Annotated in this window: 21 protein-coding genes; 14 read left to right on the top strand and 7 right to left on the bottom strand. The window is 69.3% G+C overall.

All coding sequences use genetic code 11. The features are described 5' to 3' along the window. Positions 1–214: 214 nt before the first annotated feature. The 7 genes from AC3A5T_RS05575 (at position 215) to rarD (ending at position 7,162) form a co-directional block, all read left to right on the top strand. Entirely contained in the window at positions 215–493 is a 279-nt protein-coding gene (locus AC3A5T_RS05575; RefSeq protein WP_332079330.1) for a DUF493 family protein, read from the top strand. A gap of 22 nt (positions 494–515) precedes the next feature. After that, positions 516–983 carry a BLUF domain-containing protein gene (locus AC3A5T_RS05570; RefSeq protein WP_487627713.1) on the top strand — a complete coding sequence of 156 codons (468 nt, stop codon included), beginning with the start codon at positions 516–518 and terminating at the stop codon, positions 981–983. Beyond that, positions 980–1,636: a lipoyl(octanoyl) transferase LipB gene (gene lipB, locus AC3A5T_RS05565; protein ID WP_487627712.1), complete on the top strand. Its 657-nt coding sequence runs from the start codon at positions 980–982 to the stop codon at positions 1,634–1,636. Before AC3A5T_RS05570 ends, lipB begins: the two co-directional genes overlap by 4 nt. A gap of 80 nt (positions 1,637–1,716) precedes the next feature. After that, entirely contained in the window at positions 1,717–2,724 is a 1,008-nt protein-coding gene (lipA, locus tag AC3A5T_RS05560) for a lipoyl synthase (RefSeq protein WP_487627711.1), read from the top strand. A 182-nt stretch (positions 2,725–2,906) separates the two neighbouring features. After that, the gene (locus AC3A5T_RS05555; RefSeq protein WP_332079334.1) at positions 2,907–5,099 is read left to right on the top strand and encodes a carboxy terminal-processing peptidase; all 2,193 of its coding nucleotides are present in this window, start codon (positions 2,907–2,909) and stop codon (positions 5,097–5,099) included. Positions 5,100–5,315: 216 nt separating this feature from the next. Next, complete coding sequence (gene yedA, locus AC3A5T_RS05550; protein WP_487627710.1) at positions 5,316–6,254, top strand: drug/metabolite exporter YedA; 939 nt, start codon at positions 5,316–5,318, stop codon at positions 6,252–6,254. Continuing rightward, positions 6,251–7,162 (top strand): EamA family transporter RarD, encoded by a 912-nt coding sequence (rarD, locus tag AC3A5T_RS05545; RefSeq protein WP_487627709.1) that lies wholly within the window; start codon positions 6,251–6,253, stop codon positions 7,160–7,162. The genes yedA and rarD overlap by 4 nt, the downstream gene beginning before the upstream one ends. A 97-nt stretch (positions 7,163–7,259) precedes the next feature. Here the strand turns inward: rarD and AC3A5T_RS05540 are convergent, their stop codons facing one another. Beyond that, a complete protein-coding gene (locus tag AC3A5T_RS05540; protein WP_487627708.1) occupies positions 7,260–8,333 on the bottom strand; it encodes an alpha/beta fold hydrolase in 1,074 nt (357 codons plus the stop codon). 176 nt (positions 8,334–8,509) lie between these two features. Here AC3A5T_RS05540 and AC3A5T_RS05535 point away from each other — a divergent pair, with 176 nt between their 5' ends. Beyond that, positions 8,510–9,127, top strand: coding sequence for a nucleotidyltransferase family protein (locus AC3A5T_RS05535; protein ID WP_487627707.1), 618 nt, complete (start codon positions 8,510–8,512; stop codon positions 9,125–9,127). A 271-nt stretch (positions 9,128–9,398) separates the two neighbouring features. Here the strand turns inward: AC3A5T_RS05535 and AC3A5T_RS05530 are convergent, their stop codons facing one another. From AC3A5T_RS05530 to AC3A5T_RS05510, 5 genes are read right to left on the bottom strand one after another with little or no spacing between them, the layout of a single operon-like run. Further along, positions 9,399–9,707, bottom strand: coding sequence for a hypothetical protein (locus AC3A5T_RS05530; protein WP_487627706.1), 309 nt, complete (start codon positions 9,705–9,707; stop codon positions 9,399–9,401). After that, entirely contained in the window at positions 9,704–11,014 is a 1,311-nt protein-coding gene (locus AC3A5T_RS05525) for an ABC transporter permease (RefSeq protein ID WP_487627705.1), read from the bottom strand. The genes AC3A5T_RS05530 and AC3A5T_RS05525 overlap by 4 nt, the downstream gene beginning before the upstream one ends. Before the next feature lie 54 nt (positions 11,015–11,068). Beyond that, on the bottom strand, positions 11,069–12,226 hold the full coding sequence (locus AC3A5T_RS05520) for an ABC transporter permease (protein WP_487627704.1): 1,158 nt from the start codon (positions 12,224–12,226) through the stop codon (positions 11,069–11,071). A 25-nt stretch (positions 12,227–12,251) separates the two neighbouring features. Beyond that, entirely contained in the window at positions 12,252–12,944 is a 693-nt protein-coding gene (locus tag AC3A5T_RS05515; RefSeq protein WP_487627703.1) for an ABC transporter ATP-binding protein, read from the bottom strand. A gap of 44 nt (positions 12,945–12,988) precedes the next feature. Beyond that, positions 12,989–14,236, bottom strand: coding sequence for an efflux RND transporter periplasmic adaptor subunit (locus tag AC3A5T_RS05510; protein WP_487627702.1), 1,248 nt, complete (start codon positions 14,234–14,236; stop codon positions 12,989–12,991). Positions 14,237–14,482: 246 nt separating this feature from the next. On the opposite strand from AC3A5T_RS05510, the gene AC3A5T_RS05505 reads away from it, so the two are divergent. The 5 genes from AC3A5T_RS05505 to AC3A5T_RS05485 all read left to right on the top strand — a co-directional run bounded on the left by AC3A5T_RS05505 (position 14,483) and on the right by AC3A5T_RS05485 (position 20,018). Next, positions 14,483–15,430: an ABC transporter ATP-binding protein gene (locus AC3A5T_RS05505; protein WP_487627701.1), complete on the top strand. Its 948-nt coding sequence runs from the start codon at positions 14,483–14,485 to the stop codon at positions 15,428–15,430. Next, complete coding sequence (locus AC3A5T_RS05500) at positions 15,430–16,200, top strand: ABC transporter permease (RefSeq protein ID WP_487627700.1); 771 nt, start codon at positions 15,430–15,432, stop codon at positions 16,198–16,200. Before AC3A5T_RS05505 ends, AC3A5T_RS05500 begins: the two co-directional genes overlap by 1 nt. A 31-nt stretch (positions 16,201–16,231) precedes the next feature. After that, positions 16,232–18,085 (top strand): CIA30 family protein, encoded by a 1,854-nt coding sequence (locus AC3A5T_RS05495; protein ID WP_487627699.1) that lies wholly within the window; start codon positions 16,232–16,234, stop codon positions 18,083–18,085. 74 nt (positions 18,086–18,159) lie between these two features. Further along, the gene (locus AC3A5T_RS05490) at positions 18,160–19,329 is read left to right on the top strand and encodes a sensor histidine kinase (RefSeq protein WP_487627698.1); all 1,170 of its coding nucleotides are present in this window, start codon (positions 18,160–18,162) and stop codon (positions 19,327–19,329) included. 68 nt (positions 19,330–19,397) lie between these two features. Continuing rightward, complete coding sequence (locus AC3A5T_RS05485) at positions 19,398–20,018, top strand: response regulator transcription factor (protein WP_487627867.1); 621 nt, start codon at positions 19,398–19,400, stop codon at positions 20,016–20,018. A gap of 200 nt (positions 20,019–20,218) precedes the next feature. On the opposite strand, the gene hglS is transcribed toward AC3A5T_RS05485, so the two are convergent. After that, positions 20,219–21,586 (bottom strand): 2-oxoadipate dioxygenase/decarboxylase HglS, encoded by a 1,368-nt coding sequence (gene hglS, locus AC3A5T_RS05480; RefSeq protein WP_487627697.1) that lies wholly within the window; start codon positions 21,584–21,586, stop codon positions 20,219–20,221. Positions 21,587–21,766: 180 nt separating this feature from the next. On the opposite strand from hglS, the gene AC3A5T_RS05475 reads away from it, so the two are divergent. After that, the gene (locus AC3A5T_RS05475; RefSeq protein WP_332079350.1) at positions 21,767–22,192 is read left to right on the top strand and encodes a hypothetical protein; all 426 of its coding nucleotides are present in this window, start codon (positions 21,767–21,769) and stop codon (positions 22,190–22,192) included. The last annotated feature ends 2 nt before the right edge of the window (positions 22,193–22,194 follow it).

Genomic DNA, 22,194 nt, shown 5'->3' with positions numbered 1-22,194 from the left:
CTTCCCCCGTTTGCGGGGGAAGGCCGGGATGGGGGCCGAACGTTCCGGTTGAGCGGACAACTGTGCCTCACGAGCCGGTCGCGCGATGACTGGCGAACGCCGACCCGACTGTTCGCCCCCACCGAACCCTCTCCCGCAATGCGGGGCAGGGCTTCGCGTCATCGAACGGTCGCCACCGCTTGGGTTCGGCGACCTCTGCCCCGATAATCCCGCGATGGACATCTCCTCCGACAACCCCGACCACGGCTTCCAGTTTCCGGGCGTGTTCGAGATCACCGCGATGGGACCGGCGGACGCCGGGCTCGACGCCGAGATCCCGCGCCTGCTGGCCGCCGCCGGTATCGCCGTGCTCCACGAAACCGTCACCGCGCGCGAGTCGAGCGGCGGCAAGTACGTGTCGATCAAGCTCAGCTTCCGCGCCGAGACGCGCGCGCAGTACGACGCCGCGCACGCGGCCCTGCGCGACCATCCCGAAGTGAAGTGGACGCTGTAACGCTTCGAACGGGACGCCGCACATGATCCGCCAGCTGCTCTATCGCAGCGGCCAGCTGTACGAATTCACCGTGCCGGACATGGTGCATCTGCTGTTGCGCAGCCGCGCCTACAACGCGCATCACGGCATCGGCGGCATGCTGCTGTGGCAGGACGGGCTGTTCATGCAGCTGCTCGAAGGCCCGGCCGCCGCGGTGGATGCGCTGTACGCACGCATCGCCGCCGATCCACGCCACTGCGAGGTACGGCTGATGGTCCGCGCCGAACGCACCGCGCCGCTGTTGCCCGGCTGGCGCATGGCCTGGAGCGAGGCGCCGCTCGACGGTGAGGCGCCGGCGTTCGAAGGTCTCGAAACCGACACCGCGGCGCTGGCGTTGCTCGAGAGCGCGCGCAGCGATCGTGTCGCTGCGGCGATGCGAGATTTCCTGCACGGCGCGCCGGTGCCCACGGGTGGACTCGGCTGCGCGCGGGTGATGGAGCGCGTGCTGTGAGCAGCCCGGCGATCGTCCGCCAGCTCGGACGGCAGCCCTACGAACCGGTCTGGCGCGCGATGCAGCGCTTCACCGATGCGCGCGGCGCCGACGGCACGGACGAGTTGTGGGTCGTCGAACACGATCCGGTGTTCACCCTCGGCCAGGCCGGCAAGCCCGAACACGTGCTCGCGCCCGGCGATATTCCGGTGGTGCAGGTCGATCGCGGCGGCCAGGTGACCTATCACGGCCCCGGCCAGCTGGTGGTCTACCCGCTGCTGAACCTGCCGCGGCTCAAGATCGGCGTGCGCGAATACGTCTGCAAGATCGAGCAGTCGATCATCGACACGCTGGGCGACTGGAACATCGAGGCCGTACGCCGCAACGGCGCGCCGGGCGTTTACGTCAACGACGCCAAGATCGCCGCGCTTGGCATCCGCGTGCGCCGCGGCTGCACCTTCCACGGGCTGGCGTTCAACGTCGCGATGGATCTCGAACCCTTCCAGCGCATCAATCCCTGCGGCTACGAAGGTCTGCAGGTGGTGTCGCTGGGCGATCTGGGGGGGCCTTGCTCGCCCGGGACGGTGGCGCCGATGCTGCTCGAGAATCTGGCCGCGCAGTTCGGCCTGTCGCTGACCGCAGGCCCGCCGCCGGCGCTTCAGCCCGCTGAATGACACGCTGTATCCCTCGCCCCTCGGGAGACACTGCCGGGGCAGGGGCCTACAATGACCCTCCGACCGCAGTCCTGGCCGCCATGTCCTCTTCCGTCGACAAATCGATCCCGCTGCAGGTGGTCTCCACGCCGCCGCCGGCGTCGCTGCAGACCGGCGTCAAGCAGGTGGCGGGCGACAAGATCGCGCGCTCGCCGGTGCAGTTCGCCGATGCGCCCGTGCTGCGCAAGCCGTCGTGGATCCGTGTGCGCATCCCGTCCAACGGCGCGGTTGCCGCGCTGAAGTCGAAGCTGCGCGAGAACCGTCTGGTGACGGTCTGCGAGGAAGCCAGCTGCCCGAACATCCACGAATGCTTCGGCCACGGCACCGCGACCTTCATGATTCTCGGCGAGGTCTGCACGCGCCGCTGCTCGTTCTGCGACGTCGCCCACGGCCGGCCCAAGCCGCCGGATGCCAGCGAGCCGCTGAACCTCGCGAACACCATCGCCGACATGGGCCTGAAGTACGTCGTGATCACGTCCGTCGACCGCGACGACCTGCGCGACGGCGGTGCCCAGCATTTCGTCGACTGCATCCGCGAAGTGCGCAAGCAGTCGCCGCACATCCGCATCGAGGTGCTGACGCCGGACTTCCGCGGCAAGGGCCGCATGGAACGCGCGCTGGAAATCCTCAAGACCGATCCGCCGGACGTGTTCAACCACAACGTCGAGACGGTGCCCGATCTCTACCGCAACGTGCGCCCGGGCGCGGACTACCAGTGGTCGCTCGATCTGCTGAAGAAGTTCAAGGCCCAGCATCCGGACGTGCCGACCAAGTCCGGCATCATGCTCGGCCTGGGCGAGACCATGGAACAGGTGCAGGGCACGCTGCGCGACCTGCGCGCGCACGATGTCGACATGGTCACCATCGGCCAGTACCTGCAGCCGAGCGCGCACCACCACCCGGTGCTGCGTTACTGGACGCCGGAAGAGTTCCGCGCGCTCGAGGACTACGGCATGGCGCTGGGTTTTAGCCACGTCGCCTCCGGCCCGCTGGTGCGCTCGTCGTATCACGCCGACCAGCAGGCGATGGACGCCGGCGTCGCCGCCTGAGCCCGGCCGCGGGCTCAGGGCGCCCGCGACTGACGCCGCGATGAACGCAGCGTCGATTCATCCTGTTTCCGTACAGTCGATTGCATGCAACGTGCAACTTTCGGCACTGTCGACGCGTCAGTTCACGCGACACGCTCGAAGGCATGTCGCATGATGACCGCATCCGCAATCCAGGACCCTGCATGAAAGCTTCCCGCGTCGTTTCCGGCTCCCTGATCGCCCTCGCGCTGGCGGTGCCGCTCGCGCTGATGGCCAGGCCCGACGCCATCGCCGATGTGCCGATGACGCCGAACGCCGACCAGGTGGCCGCGTCGAAGCTGGTCTACGGATTGCTGTCCGACAGCCGCTACGCCTACCGGCCGCGCGCGCTCGACGGCACGCTGTCGGGCGAGATCTTCGACCGCTATTTCGAGAATCTCGACGCCGGCAAGCTGTTCTTCACCCAGCAGGACATCGCCCGCTTCGAGCCGCTGCGCGCGGGCATGGGCGCGGCCGTCCGCGACGGCGACGTGGCCCCGGCGCTCGAGGTCTTCGCGCTGTACAAGCAGCGCGTCAATGAGCGCATCACCGGCGCGCGTGAACTGCTCAAGCAGGACATCTTCGATTTCAGCGGCAATGACCGCTGGGAGTACGACCGCGAGGACGCGCCGTGGGCCGCCGATTCGGCCGAGCTCGACGCGCTGTGGCGCCAGTCGGTGCGCAACGACTGGCTGCGTCTGAAGCTGGCCGGCAAGGCCGACGACGAGATCCGCAAGACGCTCGACCGTCGCTACCTCAACACCGCGAACACGGTCGCCGCGCTCAACAACGAGGACGCCTTCAGCAGCTTCCTCAACGCCTACACCGGCTCGATCGATCCGCACACCGACTACTTCAACCCGCGTGCGGCGCGTCTGTTCAACCAGAGCATGTCGCTGTCGCTCGAAGGCATCGGCGCGCAGCTGCAGAAGCAGGACGACGTGGTGGTGATCCGCGAGGTGATCGCCGGCGGTCCCGCCGCGATCAGCAACCGCTTCAAGCCGGGCGATCGCATCGTCGGCGTCGGCCAGGGCACCAACGGCCCGATGGAAGACGTGATCGGCTGGCGCATCGACGACGTGGTCGACAAGATCAAGGGCCCGAAGGACACCCAGGTGCGCCTGGACGTCATTCCCGCCGAAGCCACGCTCGACAGCGAGCCGGTGCGCATCACGCTGACACGTGCGCGCGTGCGTCTGGAGGAGCAGGCGGCCAAGGCCGAGACGCTGACGCTGCCGGCCGATACCGAAGGCGGCCGCGAGAAGCAGATCGGCGTGATCAAGCTGCCGGCCTTCTACCAGGACTTCGAGGGGCGCCGGAATCGCGATGGCGAGTACGCCTCGGCGACGCGCGACGTCGCGCGCCTGCTCGAAGCGTTCAAGACCCAGAAGGTCGACGGCGTGGTGCTCGACCTGCGCAACAACGGCGGCGGTTCGCTCAACGAGGCGGTCGAGCTGACCGGTCTCTTCATCGACCAGGGGCCGGTGGTGCAGGTGCGCGAATCCGGCGGCCGCGTCGGCGTGCAGGGCGATCGCGAACCGGGCGTGGCCTGGGACGGTCCGCTGGCGGTGCTGATCAACCGCGGTTCGGCGTCGGCGTCGGAGATCGTCGCGGGCGCCATCCAGGATTACGGCCGCGGCCTGATCATCGGCGAGACCACCTTCGGCAAGGGCACGGTGCAGAATCTGGTCGACCTCGACCGCTGGCCGGCGAACGAGACCAAGCGCTTCGGCCAGGTGAAGCTGACCATCGCGCAGTTCTTCCTGCCCGGCGGCAGCAGCACCCAGAACAAGGGCGTCGAGCCGGACATCCATTTCCCGGTGACGGTCGATGCGACCGAGTTCGGCGAGAGCACCTACGACAACGCGTTGCCGTGGACGCGCATCGCCGCCGTGCCGCATACCCAGTACGGCGATTTCGCGCCGCTTCTGCCGCGCCTCGAACAGCTGCACGAGACGCGTGTGGCGACGGACAAGGAATTCGTCTGGTGGGCCGAGGACATCGCCGAATTCCGCGCCGAGCGCGAGAAGAAGTTCGTGTCGCTCAACGAGGCCGAGCGTCGCGCCGAGCGGGATCGCCAGACCGAGAAGCGTCAGGTGCGTCAGGAAGAACGTCGCGCGCTGGGTCTGGAACTCGATCCGCTGGCGGAGGATTCGGACGACGACGGCCTGCAGGCCAACGAGCGTGCGATCGCCCAGCAGAACCGTCTGGAGAAGGCGGCCGAAGAGCGTCCGGATCCGCTGCTGCGCGAATCGGCGGCGATCCTGGCCGATGCGGTGCGCCTGCTCAACGCCGACCGCGATCTGTCGGCGACGGTGCTGCCGGAGTCGACCGCGCCGGGCCGCTGGGCGCGCTGAGCCGCTGGCAGGTGTGCGAACGAAGCCGCCGCGGGTGACCGCGGCGGCTTTTTTTTCGGGGCGTCTTTGTCGGGGCGTCCGCACGGGATCCCGGCATCCGCTTGCGTTCTCGCGCCACTGCACCGCTGCAACACCATCATTCCAGCCGTGCAACGGGCCGCGGGCGTAGAATTCCGCTCCGCATTCGCGGCTTCTCCTCCTGTCTCCGGAACCCCCATGAGCGTCGCGCCGGTGTCGCGTCCCGCCTCGGTCCTGGCCATCGCGCTGGCGCTGGCGGCCGTCTATCTCGTCTGGGGGTCGACCTATCTGGCGATCCGGTTCGCGCTCGAAGGCGGTTATCCGCCGCTGCTGATGGCGGGCATGCGCTTCATCGTCGCCGGTGGCCTGATGTACGCCGCGCTGCGGCTGCGCGGTGTGCCGGCGCCGACGCGCAACCAGTGGAAGACCCTGCTCGCAATGGGCGTGCTGCTGCTCGGTCTGGGCAACGGCATGGTCTGCATCGCCGAGCAGAGCGTGTCGTCGGGTCTGGCCGCGGTCGCGGTCGCGTCGGCGCCGATCTGGATCGCATTGTTCGCGGCGATCCGCGGCGATCGTCCCTCGCGCATCGAATGGGCCGGTCTCGCGGTCGGCTTCGCCGGCGTGCTGTGGCTCAACGCCGGCAGCTCGCTGACCGCGACGCCGACCGGTCTGATCGCCTTGCTGATCGCGCCGCTGGCCTGGGCTTTCGGTTCGGTGTGGAGCCGCGGCCGGGATCTGCCGTCGCCGTTCATGGCAGCTGCCGCGCAGATGCTCGCCGGCGGCGTGATCATCCTCGCGGTGGGCCTGTTGATCGGCGAACGCTTCCATGAGCTGCCGACGCTCGAGGGCACGCTGTCGGTCGCGTATCTCGCGTCCTTCGGTTCGATCATCGGCTTCACCGCCTACGTCTGGCTGCTGCACAACGTGCGCCCGACGCTCGCCGGCAGCTATGCCTACGTCAATCCGGCGATCGCGGTGCTGCTCGGCGTGTGGCTCGCGTCGGAGCGCTTCCACGTCAACGATCTCGGCGCGATGGCGGTGATCCTGGTCGCGGTGGTCGCGATCACGCTCGGCCGCGCGCGCGCGAAGAAGGTCGTGCCGACACCGGCCGCGGCAGTCGCCGGAGAAGATCCATGATCGACGCCGCTCAGAGCCGTCGCGGATTGTGGATCGCGGTCGCGGCCTTCGTGATCTGGGGCCTGATGCCGCTGTACTGGTATCTGCTGCGTCACGTGCCGTCGCTGCAGATCGTGCTGCACCGCTCGATCTGGTGCGCGATTCTCGTCGCCGCGTTCCTGACCATCCGCCAGGGCCGCGGCTGGCTGCGCGAGATCCTCGCGCAACCGAAGCTCGCCGGTATGCTCGCGATGTCGGGCTGTCTGATCGCGGCGAACTGGGCGCTCTACGTGTGGGCCGTCAACAGCGGCCACGTGGTCGAGGCGAGCCTGGGTTACTTCATCAATCCATTGCTCAACGTCGTCATCGGCGTGGTGTTTCTGCGCGAACGGCTGTCGCTGCCGCAGTGGATCGCGGTTGCGCTGGCCGGCGGCGGCGTCGCCTGGCTGACCTTCAACTACGGCAGCTTTCCGTGGATCGCGCTGTGCCTGGCGACTTCGTTCGCGCTGTACGGGCTGATCCGCAAGTTCGCCGCGGTCGAAGCGGTGCAGGGACTCGGCGTCGAGAACCTGTTCGTGTTCGGTCCTGCGCTGCTCGCGCTGGTCTGGTTCGAGACCCAGGGCGGCGGCGGTTTCTTCTCGCTGCGCTGGGGTGGACTCACCGACGTGCTGCTGGTGCTCGGTGGCGCGCTGACTGCGATCCCGCTGATCTGTTTCGCCTATGCGGTGCGCCGTGTGCCGCTGACCGTCGTCGGCCTGCTGCAGTACATCGGTCCCACGCTGCAGCTGCTCCTGGGGGTGTTCTTCTTCGGCGAAGCCTTCGGCATCGACCGCGCGGTCGGCTTTGGCTTCATCTGGGTCGGGCTGGTGGTGTTCGCGATCGACGGCTTTCTGCAGTCGCGCCGGCGGATCGTCGCGCAGCAGGCCTAACAGGGAGGGGCGACCTGCTGGTGTGGGAGAGCGCTTGCGCGCGATTGCACGTCGCCGGCAAGGCTCATCGCGCGCGAGCGCGCTCCCACCGTTTCTTCTAGCGCGCAGCGAGCGCGGTCTGCGGACAGGCCGGTGCGTCGAACCAGTCGACGACGGTCGGCGCGAGACGGTCGAGCCGCATCGGCAGGCTGAGATGGTCTTCGCCGGAGAGTTCCAGATATCGAGCCCCCGGCACGGCCGCCGCGAGTGCGCGGCCGTGTTCCACCGGCACGTGTCGATCCGCATCGCCATGCACCAGCAGCACGCAGCCCGGCGCCTGGGCGAGGGCAGCGCCGACATCGACGCCGTCGAGCGGCAACGACAGCGTGTCGCCCGCGCGCACGATCGCTGCGTCCAGCACCGAGGCATCGATGCGCCAGCGCAGCCAGCGCCGCGTGAGTTGCGCGTGCCAGCTGCCGCCGTCTTCGTCGAGCATGTGCGGCACCATGTCGCGGATCGCGGCGCCGGCGTTGTCGAAGGACTCCAGCGCGACCACGCGTTCGGCCTGCAGGCGTGGATCGGCAGCGGCGAACAGCGCGGTCGCCGCGCCGTAGGACACGCCGAACACGTGCAGCGGGCCGACGATTTCGCCTTGCGCGCGCAGTGCGGCGACCGCGTCGACGACATCGCTAGCTTCGCGCGTGCCGTAGCCCGACGGTGCATGGCCGGAGCGGCCATGGTTGCGCAGGTCCAGGGTGATCGTGCGATAGCCGGCTTCGGCCAGCGCGATCGACCACGGCAGCAGCGAGCCGCCATCCATCATCCAGCCGTGCAGCAGCACGACCGTGCCGCGCGGTGGGGCGGACGGCGCGGACGGCGTTGAGGGCGCGTGGAAGTCGAGCGAGAAGTCGACGCCGTGCGGATCGTCCGCCGGCCGCGTCCACGTGTAGTCCATGCCGTAATCGCCAGGATCGAGCGCACGCCAGAACATCGAGACACCAGCGCTCGTGGTGACGTGTCCGCTGCGGTTCGGCAATCGCGCGAATGCGGCCTCGACGCGATCGGTCTGCAGCAAGGGCGATGCACCGGGCGGTGCGACCAGCTTCGACGCCAGCGAATTCGCCATGCCCGGCCATGACGAGAATCCGGCGACGAGCAGGCAGGCGACGAGGAGGGCGGCGAGGCGAAGCATGGCAGCGGGCGGAGGCGAGGCGGCCGCGCAGACTATCGACGCGGCGCCAGGCGTCGCTATCGCACTGCGATGACAGCTGCATGACAGACTGTCGCCGTTCATCGGCGTGAGCCGGCCGCTGCACGGGCCTTCTGGCACAGTGCGGCGATGTCGATCTGTCACGCCGGACGTTTCCGATGACCACCGCGCATGCCGCAATCGTGCTGGCCGCCGGCGGCAGCACGCGCTTGGGCAGGCCCAAGCAGCTGCTGCGTCGCGACGGGGAAAGCCTGGTCGCGCGCGTCGTGCGGCTGGTCGCGGAAACCCATCCCTGCCGGCTCGTGGTGATGCTCGGCGCGTATCACGACGCGGTCGCGGCGGAGCTCGCACCGTCGCCGCACGGCTTCGTCGAGCTGCACGAAGTACCGGACTGGCGCGAAGGCCTGTCCGCCAGCCTCGTCGCCGCATCGCGGGCGCTGCAGGCACACCGCGGCCCGGTGCTGGTGACCGGCATCGATCAGCCTGCGCTCAATGCCCTGCATCTGCGCGCGCTGCTGGACGGCTCGCGCAGCGTGCGGTCGGGCTGCGCAGCGGTGATGCACGGCGAGCACCCCGGCGCGCCCGCGGTGCTGTCGCACACGCTGTTCGCGCAGGTGGATGTGTTGGAAGGCGATCGGGGATTCGGGTCGTTGCTGGCGGCGCTGCCGGAGGAGGATCTGTTCCGGCTGCAGGCGCCGTCGCTGGCGCAGGATATCGACACCGCGGACGACGTGGCGCAGGCGCTCGCGGACGGGTTGCTGGATCGCGGGGTCTAACTCACTCGACTTGACGGCGTCTTCGACGCTCAAGCGCTCTTTCATCTCACTGTCGTCATTCCCGCGGAAGCGGGGCTTTCAACCGCCGCACGGCGGGTCATCCAGTGTCTTGGATGTTGGCGTTACGGCCGGAAAGTCACTGGATGACCCACACTGCGGCGGTTGAAAACCCGGCCTTCGCCGGAATAACGGGATCGAAAGGGTGGCGAACTGATGGTGTCTTGAAATTACGAGGGCGCAAGTTGCTAATCGAGTCTGGCGTGCGTTCTGATCAACCCGCGCGCGACATCATCCACATCACGCACACCGCACCGACCACACCGATCACCAGCGTCGCAGTGCGCCAGCGTTTCGCACGGCGTCGATAGCGCGCGACGCGTTCGTCGTTGAGTGCGGTCGCGCGTGCGATCCACGGCGCGGTGTCGCGTTCGGCCTGGGCGTAGATGACCTCGGCGCGCGCGGGGTCGGCTTCGGCGCGCAGCGCGGCATCTTCGTAGCGTTCGAACGCACGCTTCTGCAGCGACTGGATCTCGCGTGCGATGTCGGCGTTCGACAACGTGTCTGGCGATGCGGCACTCATGTCGCGCGCAGCGCCGCGGTGACCGGCAGACGCGCGGCGCGCAGGGCCGGGAACAGGCCGCCGACGAGACCGATGCCAAGCGCCCATTTCAGGCCGTTCCACAGCAGTTCCGGCGACACCTTGAACTGGAACACCACCTGGCTGAAGTTGCTGCCCAGCGTGCTGACGCTGTAGCCGTTGAAGATGCTCCACGCGAGCAGGCCGCCGAGCAGGCCGCCGAGCAACGCCAGCAGCATCGTCTCCAGCATCACCGCGACCACGACGGGCAGGCCGCGGAAGCCGATCGCGCGCATCGTCGCGATCTCGCGTGCGCGGCCGGCGACCGCGGCATACATCGTGTTGAGCGCGCCGAACACCGCGCCGACCGCCATGATCGCGCCGATGACCGTGCCGAGCACATTGATCAGCGTCGCCAGCTGGCCGGACTGCTTGCCGTAGTAGGCGCGCGTCGTCGAGACATCGAGTTTCAGGCGCTGGTCGGCATCCATCGCGGTCTTGAACGCGGTGAAGCCGGCTTTGCCGTCGGTGCGCACGGTGATCGACTGGTAGGCGCCGCGGTTATAGGTCGACGCCAGCGTTTCGCCGTCGGTCCACAGCTCCGAATCGTGCGCGTCGCCCGATGCGAACACGCCGACCACGGTCCACTGCTGGTTGCCGAGGTTGAGCGTCTTGCCGACTTCGAGTCCGCGGAACTGGCTGCGCGCGCCCTGGCCGACGACGATTTCGCGCAGACCGGGCGCGAACTTGCGCCCTTCGATCACCTGCACCTTGTCGTGCACGGCCCAGGCGAGTTCGCCGACGCCGCGGAACTGCGCGTTGACGTCGGTGCCGTCGGACTTCGACGGCAGGTTGACCACCTGCGACAGCTCCGGCGACAGCAGCGGGCGACCCTGCGCATCGCGTGCGATGCCGGCCAGCGTGCCGATCAGCGGCACCTGGTCACGGGTGATCACCGAATTGGTTTCGGCCTGCGAACCGCCGCGCAGCACGATCGCCGAGGTCTCGTCGCCGGTGCTGTTGAGCGTGGCCTTGAAGCCTTCGCCCATCGCCAGCATCGCCACCAGCACGCCGACCACGCCGGCGATGCCGACCACGATCACCGACGACGCGCCCCAGCGCTGCGGCAGGCTGCTGATGCCGATGCGCGCCGCCGCCAGCGCCAGTCGGCCGCCGCGCGTGAGCACCAGCCACAACGCGATGGCGACCGCGATCGCCAGCACGCCGTACCAGGGCAGCAGCACCCACACCGCGAGCCCGACGACGAGCGCGACGATCGACAGCAGGTTCCAGAGCCACGGGCTTTTCATGTCGGTCCGATCCGGTTCGTCGTGCAGCGGAAGGCAATGCAATGGGTCATGACGTCAGCGCCCCGCCAGCGCGTCGACGATCTTCAATCGCTGCGCGCGCAGCGCCGGCAGCACGCCGACGATGATGCCGATGCCGATCATCAGGCCCAGCCCGATCAACCACGTCTGCGCCGGGACCGTCGGCAGCGCGATCACGCCGCCGCTCGCCGCGCTCACGCCCGGCATGATCGCCGAGGCGAGACCCAGGCCGACGAGTCCGCCGATCACCACCAGCAGCACCGATTCCACCATCACCAGCACCAGCACGGTGCCGTCGGTGAAGCCGAGCGTCTTCAGCGTCGCGAGTTCAGGAATGCGTTCGCGCAAGGCCTGCGCCATCGTGTTGCCGGTCAGCAGCAGCAGGGTGAAGAACACCGCGCCCATGATCGCGGTGACGATCAGGCCAATGTCGGCGAACTGCTTGGCGAACGCCTGCTGGAACGCCGATTCGGTCTGCGATTTGGTCTCGTGGTCGGAGTTCGCCGAGATCGCATCGATCGCCTGCGCCACGCGCGAGGCCTGGTCGGCGTTGGACAGCTGCACGGTGAACCAGCTGACCTGGTTCTTGATGTAGTCGTTGGATTCGTCGAAGTATTTCCAGTTCATCATCAACTGGTTCTCGGCGCCCACGTTGCTGCGGTCCTTGGCGCGGAAGATCGCCTTGAGTTCCAGCGGCCAGTCGTTGCTGCCGCCGCGCGGAAAGATCGTCGCCTGCATCGGAATCGTGTCGCCGATCTTCCAGCCGAACTTGTTGGCCAGCGCTTCGCCCACGGCCGCGCCGGTGCGCGTGTCGCGGAACGCCTGCAGCTGGTCGGGCGGCACGTCGTATTCGCCGTAGACGTCGAAGAAGTTCGGCGCCACGGAGAAGTTCGGGAAGAAATTGCGCTGGTCCTGGTAGATGCCGCCGAACCACATCGCGTACGTCACCTTGCGCACGCCGGGAATCGACTCGATCTGCGACTGCAGGCGCACCGGCAGCGACTGCGTGATCGACAGGCGCGAGGCGACGATCAGCCGGTTCGCGCCGTCGACGCTGCCGCCGGCATTAAAGGCCACGCGCACCGAATCGAGCATGCCGAACAGCAGGAACGCCGCGACCACCGACAACAGCGTCAGCAGTGTCCGCGTCTTGCTGCGGAACAGCTGGGCCCACACCAGCGACAGGTATTTCATCGTGTGGTCTCCGAAGCAGCGTGGGTCAGTGCGCGCCGACGGGCGTGTCGACCAGCTCGCCCTTGTCGAGATGGATCGTGTGGGTCGCGTACTCGGCGGCCTTCGGATCGTGGGTGACCATGACGATGGTCTTGCCGTGCTCGCGGTTGAGTTCCTGCAGCAGGCCGAGGATCTCCTCCGCGCTCTGGCGGTCGAGATCGCCGGTGGGTTCGTCGCAGATCAGGAAGGTCGGGTCGGACACGATCGCGCGGGCGATCGCCACGCGCTGCTGCTGGCCGCCGGACAGTTCGTTGGGCTTGTGGGTGCGACGCTCCGCCAGGCCGACCAGGGTCAGCGCGATCTCCGCGTTGCGCTTGCGTTGCGCGGCGCCGAGCGTGGTCAGCAGCAACGGCAGTTCCACGTTCTTCTGCGCATTGAGCATCGGCATCAGGTTGTAGAACTGGAACACGAAGCCGACGTGGCGGCTGCGCCAGTTCGACAGCTGGCCGGCGCTCATGCGGTCGATGCGCTCGCCTTCGATCTCGATCTCGCCCGAGGTCGGCGTGTCCAGCCCGCCGATCAGATTCAGCAGCGTGGTCTTGCCCGAACCCGACGGACCCATCAGCGCTACGAAATCGCCCTGCGGAATGTCGAGATCGATACCGTGCAGCACGTCGACCTTCTCCGGGCCGCGCTGGTAGGTCTTGTGCAGGTTGCGGATGCTGACGAGGGACGACATGGCGCACTCCGGGTTGGATGCTGCTCGTTGGATGTGGGGCGCGATCAGCGCGTGTCGGCGTCGCTGGCGGCCATGCGCACCTTCGCGCCGTCGGCCAGCGTCTCGGGTGGATCGAGCACGACGGTGTCGCCGGCGTTGACGCCCGACAGCACCTGGCGGTCGTCGCCGAGGGCGATGCCGGTCTTCAGCGCCTGCTGCGTCACCGTGTTGTCCTCGCCGAGCACGAACGCGACATCGGCGCCATCGCGCTGCACGATCGCCGCGCCGGGCACGCGCACGCCGCTGGGCTTTTCTACATCGGCGGCTTTCGGCGCTTCGAGGAAGCTCACGCGTACACCCATGTCCGGCACGATGCGCGCGTCCTTCTGCTTGATCGCGATGCGCACCTTGACCGTCGCCTTGCCGCGATCCGCGGCCGGGATGATCGCGATGACCTCGGCGGGAATCTTCCAGTCGGGATAGGCGTTGAGCGTCGCCTCGACCGGCATCTTCGGCTGCACACGGCCGATGAAGGCCTCGCCGACGTCGACTTCGACTTCCAGCGAATCCATGTCGACGATCGTGCCGATGCCGGTGCGGGTGAAGCCGCCGCCGGCCGACAGCGGCGAGACGATTTCGCCCGGCTGCGCAGCCTTGGCGGTGACGACGCCGGCGAATGGCGCGCGCACGACGGTGTTGTCGACGCCGAGATCGGCGATCGCCAGCGAGTCGGACGCGACCTGCGTGTTGCGCCGCGCGGTGATCAGCTGCGCGCGCAGCGCATCGCGCTGGGCGACGGCCTGGTCGAACTGCGAGCGCGAGACCAGCTGCTGCGCCACCAGTGCTTGCAGACGCGTCGCATCGGCCTCGGCCTGGGCCAGCTGCGCCTGCACGCTGCCGGTCTGGCTGCGCGCGGCGGCGAGCTGCGAGGCCGACAGATTGCGTTGCGCGTCGGCGTCGATCGGATCGAGCGTCGCCATGATGTCGCCGGCCTCGACGCGCTGGCCTTCCTCGATCAGCACCTCGCGCACACGCCCGGTGATCTTCGACGACACCGTCGCGGTGCGACGGGCGACGACGTAGCCGGTGGCATCGAGCACCGATGCATTCGCGCCGCCGGCGGTGATCGCGACTACGGGCGCGGTGCGCACCTCGACGCCGCCATCGCGTCCGAACAGCGCCCAGCCGGCGACCAGCAGGAACAGCAGCACGACGACCGCGATGGCGATCCACAGGCCGCGCCGCCGTGGCGGTTCGGGCGGCGCCTTGCGGTCGATGCGGAGTTCGTTGAGCAGGTCGGCCTTGGTATTCATGGGTTCCATGGAAAGCAGGACGTGACGACAGGCGCGAGTGTGACCGTGGGGGTCGGGCGATCCAACCTGCCGGAAGTCAGTTTCCGGCAGGGCGCCGGGCGAGGCACCCGCGGTGGCGGGTCGGGCCGAGTCTGCGCGCATCCGGTGCGCCGGTCACCTGACGAGTGTCATCCGCAGTGGATGACGCCTGCGACTGACCGCAGGGCGCGCATCCCATGAGACTGGCTGCAACCCGGAGGAACCGAGATGCGTCCAGTCCCGTCCAGTACAGACCCCTTCACCGCGGCGCCGCTGGCCAGCCTGCGCGGCGTGCGTCGCCGTCGCGGCGCGGTGCAGGCGCTCGACGGCGTGGACCTCTCGCTGCCCGCCGGCCAGGTGACCGCGCTGCTCGGCGTCAACGGCGCCGGCAAAACGACCGCGATCGAAATCCTGCTCGGCCTGCAGCCGGCCGATGCGGGCGAGGTCATGCTGTTCGGCCGGCATCCGTCCGATCTCGAGGCGCGCCGCCACATCGGCGTGATGCTGCAGCAGGCGCAGTTGCCCGAACGCCTGCGGGTCGATGAGCTGCTCGCGCTGACACGCAGCTGGTATCCGCAGCCGCGCAGCGTCGCCGACTGCGTCGCACTGGGCGGACTCGACGGCTTGCTCGACCGGCGCTATGGCCGGCTCTCGGGCGGGCAGCAGCGCCGCGTGCAGTTCGCGCTCGCGCTGTGCGGGCGACCGAAGCTGCTGTTTCTCGACGAACCGACCACCGGGCTCGACATCGGCGCGCGCCAGCAGGTGTGGCGCGCGATCCGCAGCCTGGTCGCCGACGGCGTCGGCATTCTGCTGACCACGCATTATCTGGAAGAAGCCGAAGCGCTGGCCGATCGCGTCATCGTGCTCGATGCGGGCCGCGTGCGCGCCGACGGCAGCGTCGGCGCGGTGCGTGCGCAGGTCGCGCAGCGGCGCATCCGCTGCACGAGTGTCGTGTCTGCGGATGTCGTCGCGGACTGGCCCGGCGTGCGCTCGGCCGATGTCGTCGACGGGCAGCTGGTGGTAATGGCCGAGCAGACGGAGTCCGTGCTGCGTCGCTTGCTGGATGCGGATCCGCAGCTCGGTGATCTCGAAGTCCAGCGCGCCGGTCTCGCCGAGGCCTTCGTCGCGATGACGGCGCCGGACGAGACGTCCGCCGCGAACCAGGAGGCCGCGTGATGGACACGACACTCGACACCGGCACACGCGTCAGCCTCTGGCGCTGCTATCTGCTCGACACGCGCTGCGAACTGCTGCGGCTGCTGCGCGAGCCGATGTACATCATTCCGACGCTGCTGTTCCCGGCGCTGTTCTACGTGATGTTCGGCCTGCTGCTCGGCGGGCGCGGCAGCGGCGAAGCGGCGCGCTATCTGCTCGCGACCTACGGCGTGTTCGGTGCGATGGGCGCGGGCCTGTTCGGCTTCGCGGTGACGCTCGCGATCGACCGGGAGCGCGGCTTCTTCGCCCTGCGTCGCGCATTGCCGGCGCCGCCGAGCGCCTGGCTGGTGTCGCGGCTGCTGATCGCGATGCTGTTTGCGCTGGTCATCGTGCTGGAACTCGCGGCGCTGGCGATGGTGTTCGGTGGCGTGTCCATGACGGCGGGGCAATGGGCCTTGCTGTGGACGGTGACCGTGCTCGGCGCGCTGCCGTTCTGCGCGATCGGCCTGCTGCTCGGCAGTATCGCCAGCGCGAATGCGGCGCCGGCGTGGGTCAACCTGCTGTTCCTGCCGATGGCCTTCCTGTCCGGCCTGTGGCTGCCGCTGTCGATGCTGCCCGGCGTGTTCGCGACGCTCGCACCGGTGTGGCCGGCCTGGCACCTGGCGCAGATCGCGCTCGGCGTGACCGGCCAGGCAGGCACGGCGCCGCTGTGGCTGCACCTGCTGGTGCTGATCGTCGTGACCGTCGCCTGCTGCGTGCTCGCGCTGCGCCGCCTGGCGCGTGCGGTCTGAGATCATCCGCTTCACTTTCGGGGAGAACGTAATGACACAGACGAATCGACAGGGCCAGCGTCGCTGGCCCGGCGTCGCGGCGGTAGTGGCACTGGTGGCGGTGCTCGGCGCCGCGGTGGCCGTCGCCGGGCGCGAACAGGGGACGGATTCGACCGCGGCGCCAGTGACGGAAGGCCGGCTCGCCATCCGCAACGCCCGCATCTTCGATGGCGTCGAGGTCATCGAACGCGGCACGGTACTCGTGCGCGACGGACTGATCGAAGCGGTCGGCGCCGATGTCGCAGTGCCGGACGGCGTCACCGTGGTGGACGCGGCCGGCAAGACGCTGCTGCCCGGTCTGATCGACGCCCACGTGCACGCCTGGGGCAACGCGCAGCAGGACATGCTGCGCTTCGGCGTCACCACCGCGTTCGACATGCACGGCATGCCGGAGCGCCTGCCGGCGCTGCGCGCGCAACGCGAGTCGATCGCGCCGGCGACGCAGGCCGACCTGTGGGCCGCGGGCTATGCGATCACCGCGCCCGGTGGGCACGGCACGCAGTTCGGATTCCCGGTGCCGACCGTCGATGCCGACACCGACATCCCGGCCTTCATCGCCGCCCGCGTGGCCGAAGGCGACGACTTCATCAAGCTGATCGTCGAGGATCTCAGCGGCTACGGCGGCACGCGCAGGTTGCCGACCCTGACCGCCGCGCAGGTGCGCGCCGTCGTCGATGCCGCGCATGCGCACACGCGCATCGCCGTCGCCCACGTGTCCACGCAGGACAGTGCCCGCGCGGTGCTGGATGCCGGCATCGACGGCTTCGTGCACGTCACCGACGATGCCGTGGTCGACGACGCCTTCGTCGCCGAGGTCGCGCGTCGCGACGTGTTCGTCGTGCCGACGCTGGTGGTGATCGCCTCGGTGGCGGGCACCGATGCAGGCGGTCGGCTCGCGGCCGATCCCGCCTTGTCGCCGTGGCTCACGCCGGAGCAGCGCGACAGCCTCGGCGCGCGCATGTCCACCGCCCCGAAGCCGCAGCGCCTCACCGATGCGATCGACAGCGTGCGTCGGCTGCACGCGGCAGGCGTGACGATCCTCGCCGGCAGCGATGCCCCCAATTCCGGCACCGCCCAGGGCGCGAGCCTGCACGGCGAACTGGCGTTGCTGGTGCAGGCCGGGCTGACGCCACAGCAGGCACTGGTCGCAGCGACGTCCGCGCCGGCCACGCGCTTCGGCATCGCCGACCGCGGTCGCATCGCGACGGGTCTGCGCGCCGATCTGGTGCTGGTCGACGGCAACCCGCTCGAGGACATCACCGCGACGCGGCGCATCGACACCGTGTGGAAGAACGGCGCGCGCGTCGAACGCACGCAGCCCGCGGCTGCGGCGGTCGCTGGCGCGGTGCCGGACGACACCCGCATCAGCGATTTCGACACCGGACTCGATGCCCGCTTCGGCAGCTGGGCGCCGACCACCGACCAGATGGCCGGCGGCGCCTCCACCGTTGCGCACGCGCGCATCGACGGCGGCGCGGACGGTTCGGCCGGGGCGCTGTCGGTCACCGGCGAGATCAGACCGGGCTTCGCGTTTCCGTGGTCGGGCGTGATCTTCTTCCCGGCCGCGCAGGCGATGCAGCCCGCGGATCTGTCGTCGCGCAAGACGCTCGTGTTCCGCGTGCGCGGCGACGGGCGCCGCTACAGCGCCCTGCTGTTCTCCGGCGCATCGCCGAACGCGATGCCGGCGATGCAGAGCTTCGAGGCCGGCCGCGGCTGGACCGAAGTGCGACTGCCGCTCGACGGATTCGCCGGCGCGGACCTGTCGCAGGTACGCGGCATCGCATGGACCGCCGGTCAGCCCGAAGGCACGTACGCCTTCGCACTCGACGACGTCGAGCTGCACTGAGATGCAGGCGGATCGGCACGGCGCAGGGCAGCCGCCCCTTCTGGCGGACACTCGAGATGGCTAGGCTGCGCGACATGGACACGCTTCCGAGCCCGGCACCGCTGCGCACCTTCGCCGGTCTGCGACCTGCGCCGGATTCGATCATCGGTTGCGCGCTGCGTCAGGGCCGCCCGGCGTGGAGCGAAGGCGTCCACGTGCTGTGGTCGGTCTGGGTGTTCGTCGTGCCGATGTTCTCGCCGCAGGGCTACGACCTGCGCTGGCTGCTGATCACCCTGCTGTCGTACCCGGTCTTCATCGCCCTGTACGCGGGTGCGCTGCTGTTGCCGGCGCGCCGTTCGCCGTGGTGCGCGCTCGGCATGATCGCGCTGTGCTTCACGCTGTTGCCCTGGTACGTGTCGAGCCTCAGCTACTTCGTGTTCGGCTGTGTGTTCCTCGGCGCGTTGTCGCGCACGTCGGTATGGCGTTACGTGCTCGCGCTGATCGTGTTCAACGCGGTGCTGATGACCTGGGCGCGCGTGCTCGGCTATCCATGGGCGGCGCTGGCCTGGATGCCGGTGACGACGGTGATGATCGGCCTGCTGGTGCACGTGGAGAGGCTGAAGAACCGGCAGGACGCCGCGCTGCGCCTGTCGCACGACGAGGTGCGCCGGCTGGCTGCCGTGGGCGAGCGCGAACGCATCGGCCGTGATCTGCACGATCTGCTCGGTCACACACTGTCGATGGTCGCGCTGAAGGCCGATCTCGCCGCGCGGCTCGTCGAACGCGATCCCACCGGCGCCCAGCGCGAGATCGGCGAGGTCGGCGGCATCGCCCGCGATGCGCTGACGCAGGTGCGGCAGGCCGTCAGCGGCATCCGCGCTGCGGGGCTCGCAGCCGAACTCGCATCCGCGCGCCTGCTGCTCGAGACCGACGGCGTGGCCTTCGGCTACAGCCTCGATGCGGACGTTGCCGGCGCCGGCCTGTCGCCTGCGGTGGAGACGGCGCTGGCGATGACGTTGCGCGAATCGGTGACCAATCTGCAGCGGCACGCGCATGCGCACACGGCGCAGGCGCAGTTCTCGCGCGAAGGCGACGCGATCCGGCTGCAGGTCAGCGACGACGGTCGCGGCGGCGCGATCGTGCCCGGCAATGGTCTGTCGGGCATGCGCGAGCGCATCGAAGCACTGGGCGGGCAGTTGCGCATCGACAGCGGGGCCGACGGCACGCGGATCGATGCGCGCATTCCGCTCGGCGCTGCCGGCTGATCCGCAACGCACGCACCTCCGTTCCTTTCGACCGTCGTCCAGCTGCTACCGTCACTGCCATGTCGCGCATGCCCACGTCCGAAGCGCCGCTCCGCATCCTCATCGCCGAGGACCAGTCGATGCTGCGCGGCGCGCTGACGGCGCTGCTGAATCTCGAAGACGATCTGTCGGTGGTCGGCAGCGTCGGCGACGGCGAATCGGCCTGGCGCGAACTGCAGCGCCTGTCGCCCGACATCCTCGTCACCGACATCGAGATGCCCGGCCTCACCGGTCTCGAACTCGCGCAGCGCATCCAGCGCCACGAACTCCCGGTCCGCGTGGTCATCGTCACCACCTTCGCCCGCGCGGGTTTCCTGCGCCGCGCGCTGGATGCCGGCGTCGGTGGCTATCTGCTCAAGGACGCGCCGGCCGAACAACTCGCCGATGCGTTGCGCCGCGTCCACGACGGCGGCCGCGCGATCGACCCGCAACTCGCGCTGGAAGCCTGGAGCGAGCCCGACCCGTTGAGCGAACGCGAGCGACAGGCGTTGCGGCTCGCGGGGCAGGGCATGAGCGCCAGCGAGATCGCCGCGCAGCTGAAGCTCTCGCACGGCACCGTACGCAATTACCTGTCGGAAGCGATCGGGAAGCTGGGCGTCGGCAACCGGATCGAGGCGTATCGGCTGGCGCGGCAGAAGGGGTGGTTGTAGGACACGGGTTGCCTGACGCGTGCGACCGGCAGCTCCTTCCCCCACTGGTGGGGGAAGGTTGGGATGGGGGCGAACGATCAGGTCGCGGAAATCATTTGCCTAAGTTGTCGACGCACGTGCTTGGGTTTCTAGCGTCAGGCGGATTGCCCCCACCCAACCCTCCCCCGCAGGCGGGGGAGGGCTTGGAGCGTCGAGGGCTCTTACCCCGCCAGCCCCACCGCCACTAGCGAATCCCGCTCGATCCGCGCATAGATCTCGAACTCGTCGTGCACCTGCGCACCCAGCGCCGCTTCGAACGCGTCACGATTCGATTGCGCCGCAAACGCGCGCTGTTCCCCGCCGCCGAGATTCGACTGGAAGATGCCGGCCGCGCTGACCGGCAGGAAATCCTCGTAGACGACCGGGTCTGCCGTCACGAGTCCCGCACTGATCGCATCGTCGACGCTGCCGCGCGCGACGGCCGACGGGTCCGCGCGACCCGCATCGGTCAGCGCGTAGCGGTAATAGCCGAGGCCTTCGCGACGCAGCGCGTCGTCGTCATCCGGGAAGTCGCCGAACGCCGCGGCCAGGCGCGTGCCGTAGTCGCCGGTGCTGCCGGCGCCGCCTGCCTCGCGTGCACGCGCGAGCAGGCTGTCGTACAGGGCGCGGCCCTTGGGCGTCAGCGCGAGGCCGCGCTGCTCGATCTCGCCGAAGCGCGCGGTGTGCGTGCCGGCGTCGGCGCTGTCGCCGGCGGGAAACAGCACCGGCTCCTGCAGCGCCTTGAAGCTGGTCTGGCGCAGCAGGATCGGGCAGCGACGGCGCGGCGGGCCTTCGATGACCGCCTTGGCGTGGATGCCGCGCGCCTGCATCGCGTCCTGCGCGGCGTCGATGTCGAGCGTGCGCGGGGTCAGATGGTTGATGTGCGGGCCGCGGAAGCAGACCACGTCGGCGATCAGGCGATGCGCGGACAGCAGCGCCTGGTAGGTCGCGTGCGACACGGTGGCTTCCCTGTGCCAACGGAAGGTCTCCAGCGCCTGCGCGACGAATTCGGCGGCTTCGTCGGCAGTGAGGCCACCGGCCTGCTCGAAGCGTTCGATCAGCTCAAGCGCGCGCGGGGTGAAGATTTCGCGCGCTTCGAGAATCGCGGCGGCCGCGTCGCGCAGCGCGGCATCCTCGATCAGTTCAAGCCGCAGCAGGGACGTGAACACCCGGAACGGATTGCGCGCGAGCGCCGCGGCGTCGACCGGGCGGAACGCGGTCGCGTGCACCGGCACGCCGGCGACGGCGAGGTCGTAGTAGCCGACCGGATGCATGCCCATCACCGCGAACAGGCGCCGCAGCGTCGCAAGTTCGCGCGGCGTGCCGACGCGGATCGCACCATGACGCTCGGCATCCAGACGGTCGAGCGCATCGCTGCGCTGCAGGCGCGCGGAGAGCGACGGATCGCGCGCCAGCGTCGCGGCGTTCACCTCCGACACCAGTTCCATCAGCGTGCCGTACAGCGGCACCTCGTCGCGATACATGCGCGACATCGCCTGCGCGAACAGGCTGCGGATCTCGTTGGGGGACAGCGGCGTCGAAGCGTTCATCGGGGACCGGGCGAAGGACCGGGGGTTCCCCGGCGAAGCCGCCATTTTCGCCTGTCGGCGACGCCCGCGGGAACCTCGCGTTCGCGCGCGGCGCGTCCGCTTCAGGCGGCGGACGGCCGGCGGGCGCATGCGCCGCCGCTGCTACGCTATGCCACCGCCGCGCACACCGAGGACCGACCGATGCAGACCCCCATGCCGCTGGGCGCCCGCGTGGTCGCGCTGACCGCGCTGCTGTGGAACCTGTTCGGCCTGCTGGTGTTCGCGCTGCAGGTGTCGATGTCGCCCGAGCAGCGCGCGGCGCTGCCGCTCGACCAGCAGCAGATCAATGCGGCGATGCCGATGTGGATCTACGGTGTGTTCGGTCTGGCGACGCTGGCCGGCACGGCCGGTTCGATCGCGCTGCTGTTCGCGCGCCGCTGGGCCGAGCCCGCGCTGCGGGTGTCGTTCATCGCGATCGTCGTGCAGATGGTCGCCAGCTACGCGCTGACGCCGGTCTGGGCGCTGACCGGCCTGCGCGGGCTGGGCCTGCCGCTGCTGCTGATCCTGGTGGTCGCGTCGATGTGGCTGTTCGCCCGCGGCGCCGCGCGTCGCGGCTGGCTGCGCTGACG

Source organism: Luteimonas sp. Soil_C_16 (assembly GCF_057657295.1).
The sequence above is the reverse complement of the archived record's forward strand: the minus strand, read 5'-3'. Positions and strand labels throughout refer to the sequence as shown.

Bases quoted from the DNA above. Each gene is read 5' to 3' on its own strand.
- AC3A5T_RS05495 (WP_487627699.1), top strand. From the start codon at position 16,232: ATGACACAGACGAATCGACAGGGCCAGCGTCGCTGGCCCGGCGTCGCG.
- AC3A5T_RS05505 (WP_487627701.1), top strand. From the start codon at position 14,483: ATGCGTCCAGTCCCGTCCAGTACAGACCCCTTCACCGCGGCGCCGCTG.
- AC3A5T_RS05570 (WP_487627713.1), top strand. From the start codon at position 516: ATGATCCGCCAGCTGCTCTATCGCAGCGGCCAGCTGTACGAATTCACC.
- AC3A5T_RS05490 (WP_487627698.1), top strand. From the start codon at position 18,160: ATGGACACGCTTCCGAGCCCGGCACCGCTGCGCACCTTCGCCGGTCTG.
- AC3A5T_RS05525 (WP_487627705.1), bottom strand. From the start codon at position 11,014: ATGAAAAGCCCGTGGCTCTGGAACCTGCTGTCGATCGTCGCGCTCGTC.
- rarD (WP_487627709.1), top strand. From the start codon at position 6,251: ATGATCGACGCCGCTCAGAGCCGTCGCGGATTGTGGATCGCGGTCGCG.
- AC3A5T_RS05520 (WP_487627704.1), bottom strand. From the start codon at position 12,226: ATGAAATACCTGTCGCTGGTGTGGGCCCAGCTGTTCCGCAGCAAGACG.
- AC3A5T_RS05530 (WP_487627706.1), bottom strand. From the start codon at position 9,707: ATGAGTGCCGCATCGCCAGACACGTTGTCGAACGCCGACATCGCACGC.
- AC3A5T_RS05535 (WP_487627707.1), top strand. From the start codon at position 8,510: ATGACCACCGCGCATGCCGCAATCGTGCTGGCCGCCGGCGGCAGCACG.
- AC3A5T_RS05500 (WP_487627700.1), top strand. From the start codon at position 15,430: ATGGACACGACACTCGACACCGGCACACGCGTCAGCCTCTGGCGCTGC.
- AC3A5T_RS05540 (WP_487627708.1), bottom strand. From the start codon at position 8,333: ATGCTTCGCCTCGCCGCCCTCCTCGTCGCCTGCCTGCTCGTCGCCGGA.
- AC3A5T_RS05485 (WP_487627867.1), top strand. From the start codon at position 19,398: ATGCCCACGTCCGAAGCGCCGCTCCGCATCCTCATCGCCGAGGACCAG.
- AC3A5T_RS05515 (WP_487627703.1), bottom strand. From the start codon at position 12,944: ATGTCGTCCCTCGTCAGCATCCGCAACCTGCACAAGACCTACCAGCGC.
- AC3A5T_RS05575 (WP_332079330.1), top strand. From the start codon at position 215: ATGGACATCTCCTCCGACAACCCCGACCACGGCTTCCAGTTTCCGGGC.
- lipA (WP_487627711.1), top strand. From the start codon at position 1,717: ATGTCCTCTTCCGTCGACAAATCGATCCCGCTGCAGGTGGTCTCCACG.
- AC3A5T_RS05475 (WP_332079350.1), top strand. From the start codon at position 21,767: ATGCAGACCCCCATGCCGCTGGGCGCCCGCGTGGTCGCGCTGACCGCG.
- hglS (WP_487627697.1), bottom strand. From the start codon at position 21,586: ATGAACGCTTCGACGCCGCTGTCCCCCAACGAGATCCGCAGCCTGTTC.
- yedA (WP_487627710.1), top strand. From the start codon at position 5,316: ATGAGCGTCGCGCCGGTGTCGCGTCCCGCCTCGGTCCTGGCCATCGCG.
- AC3A5T_RS05510 (WP_487627702.1), bottom strand. From the start codon at position 14,236: ATGAATACCAAGGCCGACCTGCTCAACGAACTCCGCATCGACCGCAAG.
- AC3A5T_RS05555 (WP_332079334.1), top strand. From the start codon at position 2,907: ATGAAAGCTTCCCGCGTCGTTTCCGGCTCCCTGATCGCCCTCGCGCTG.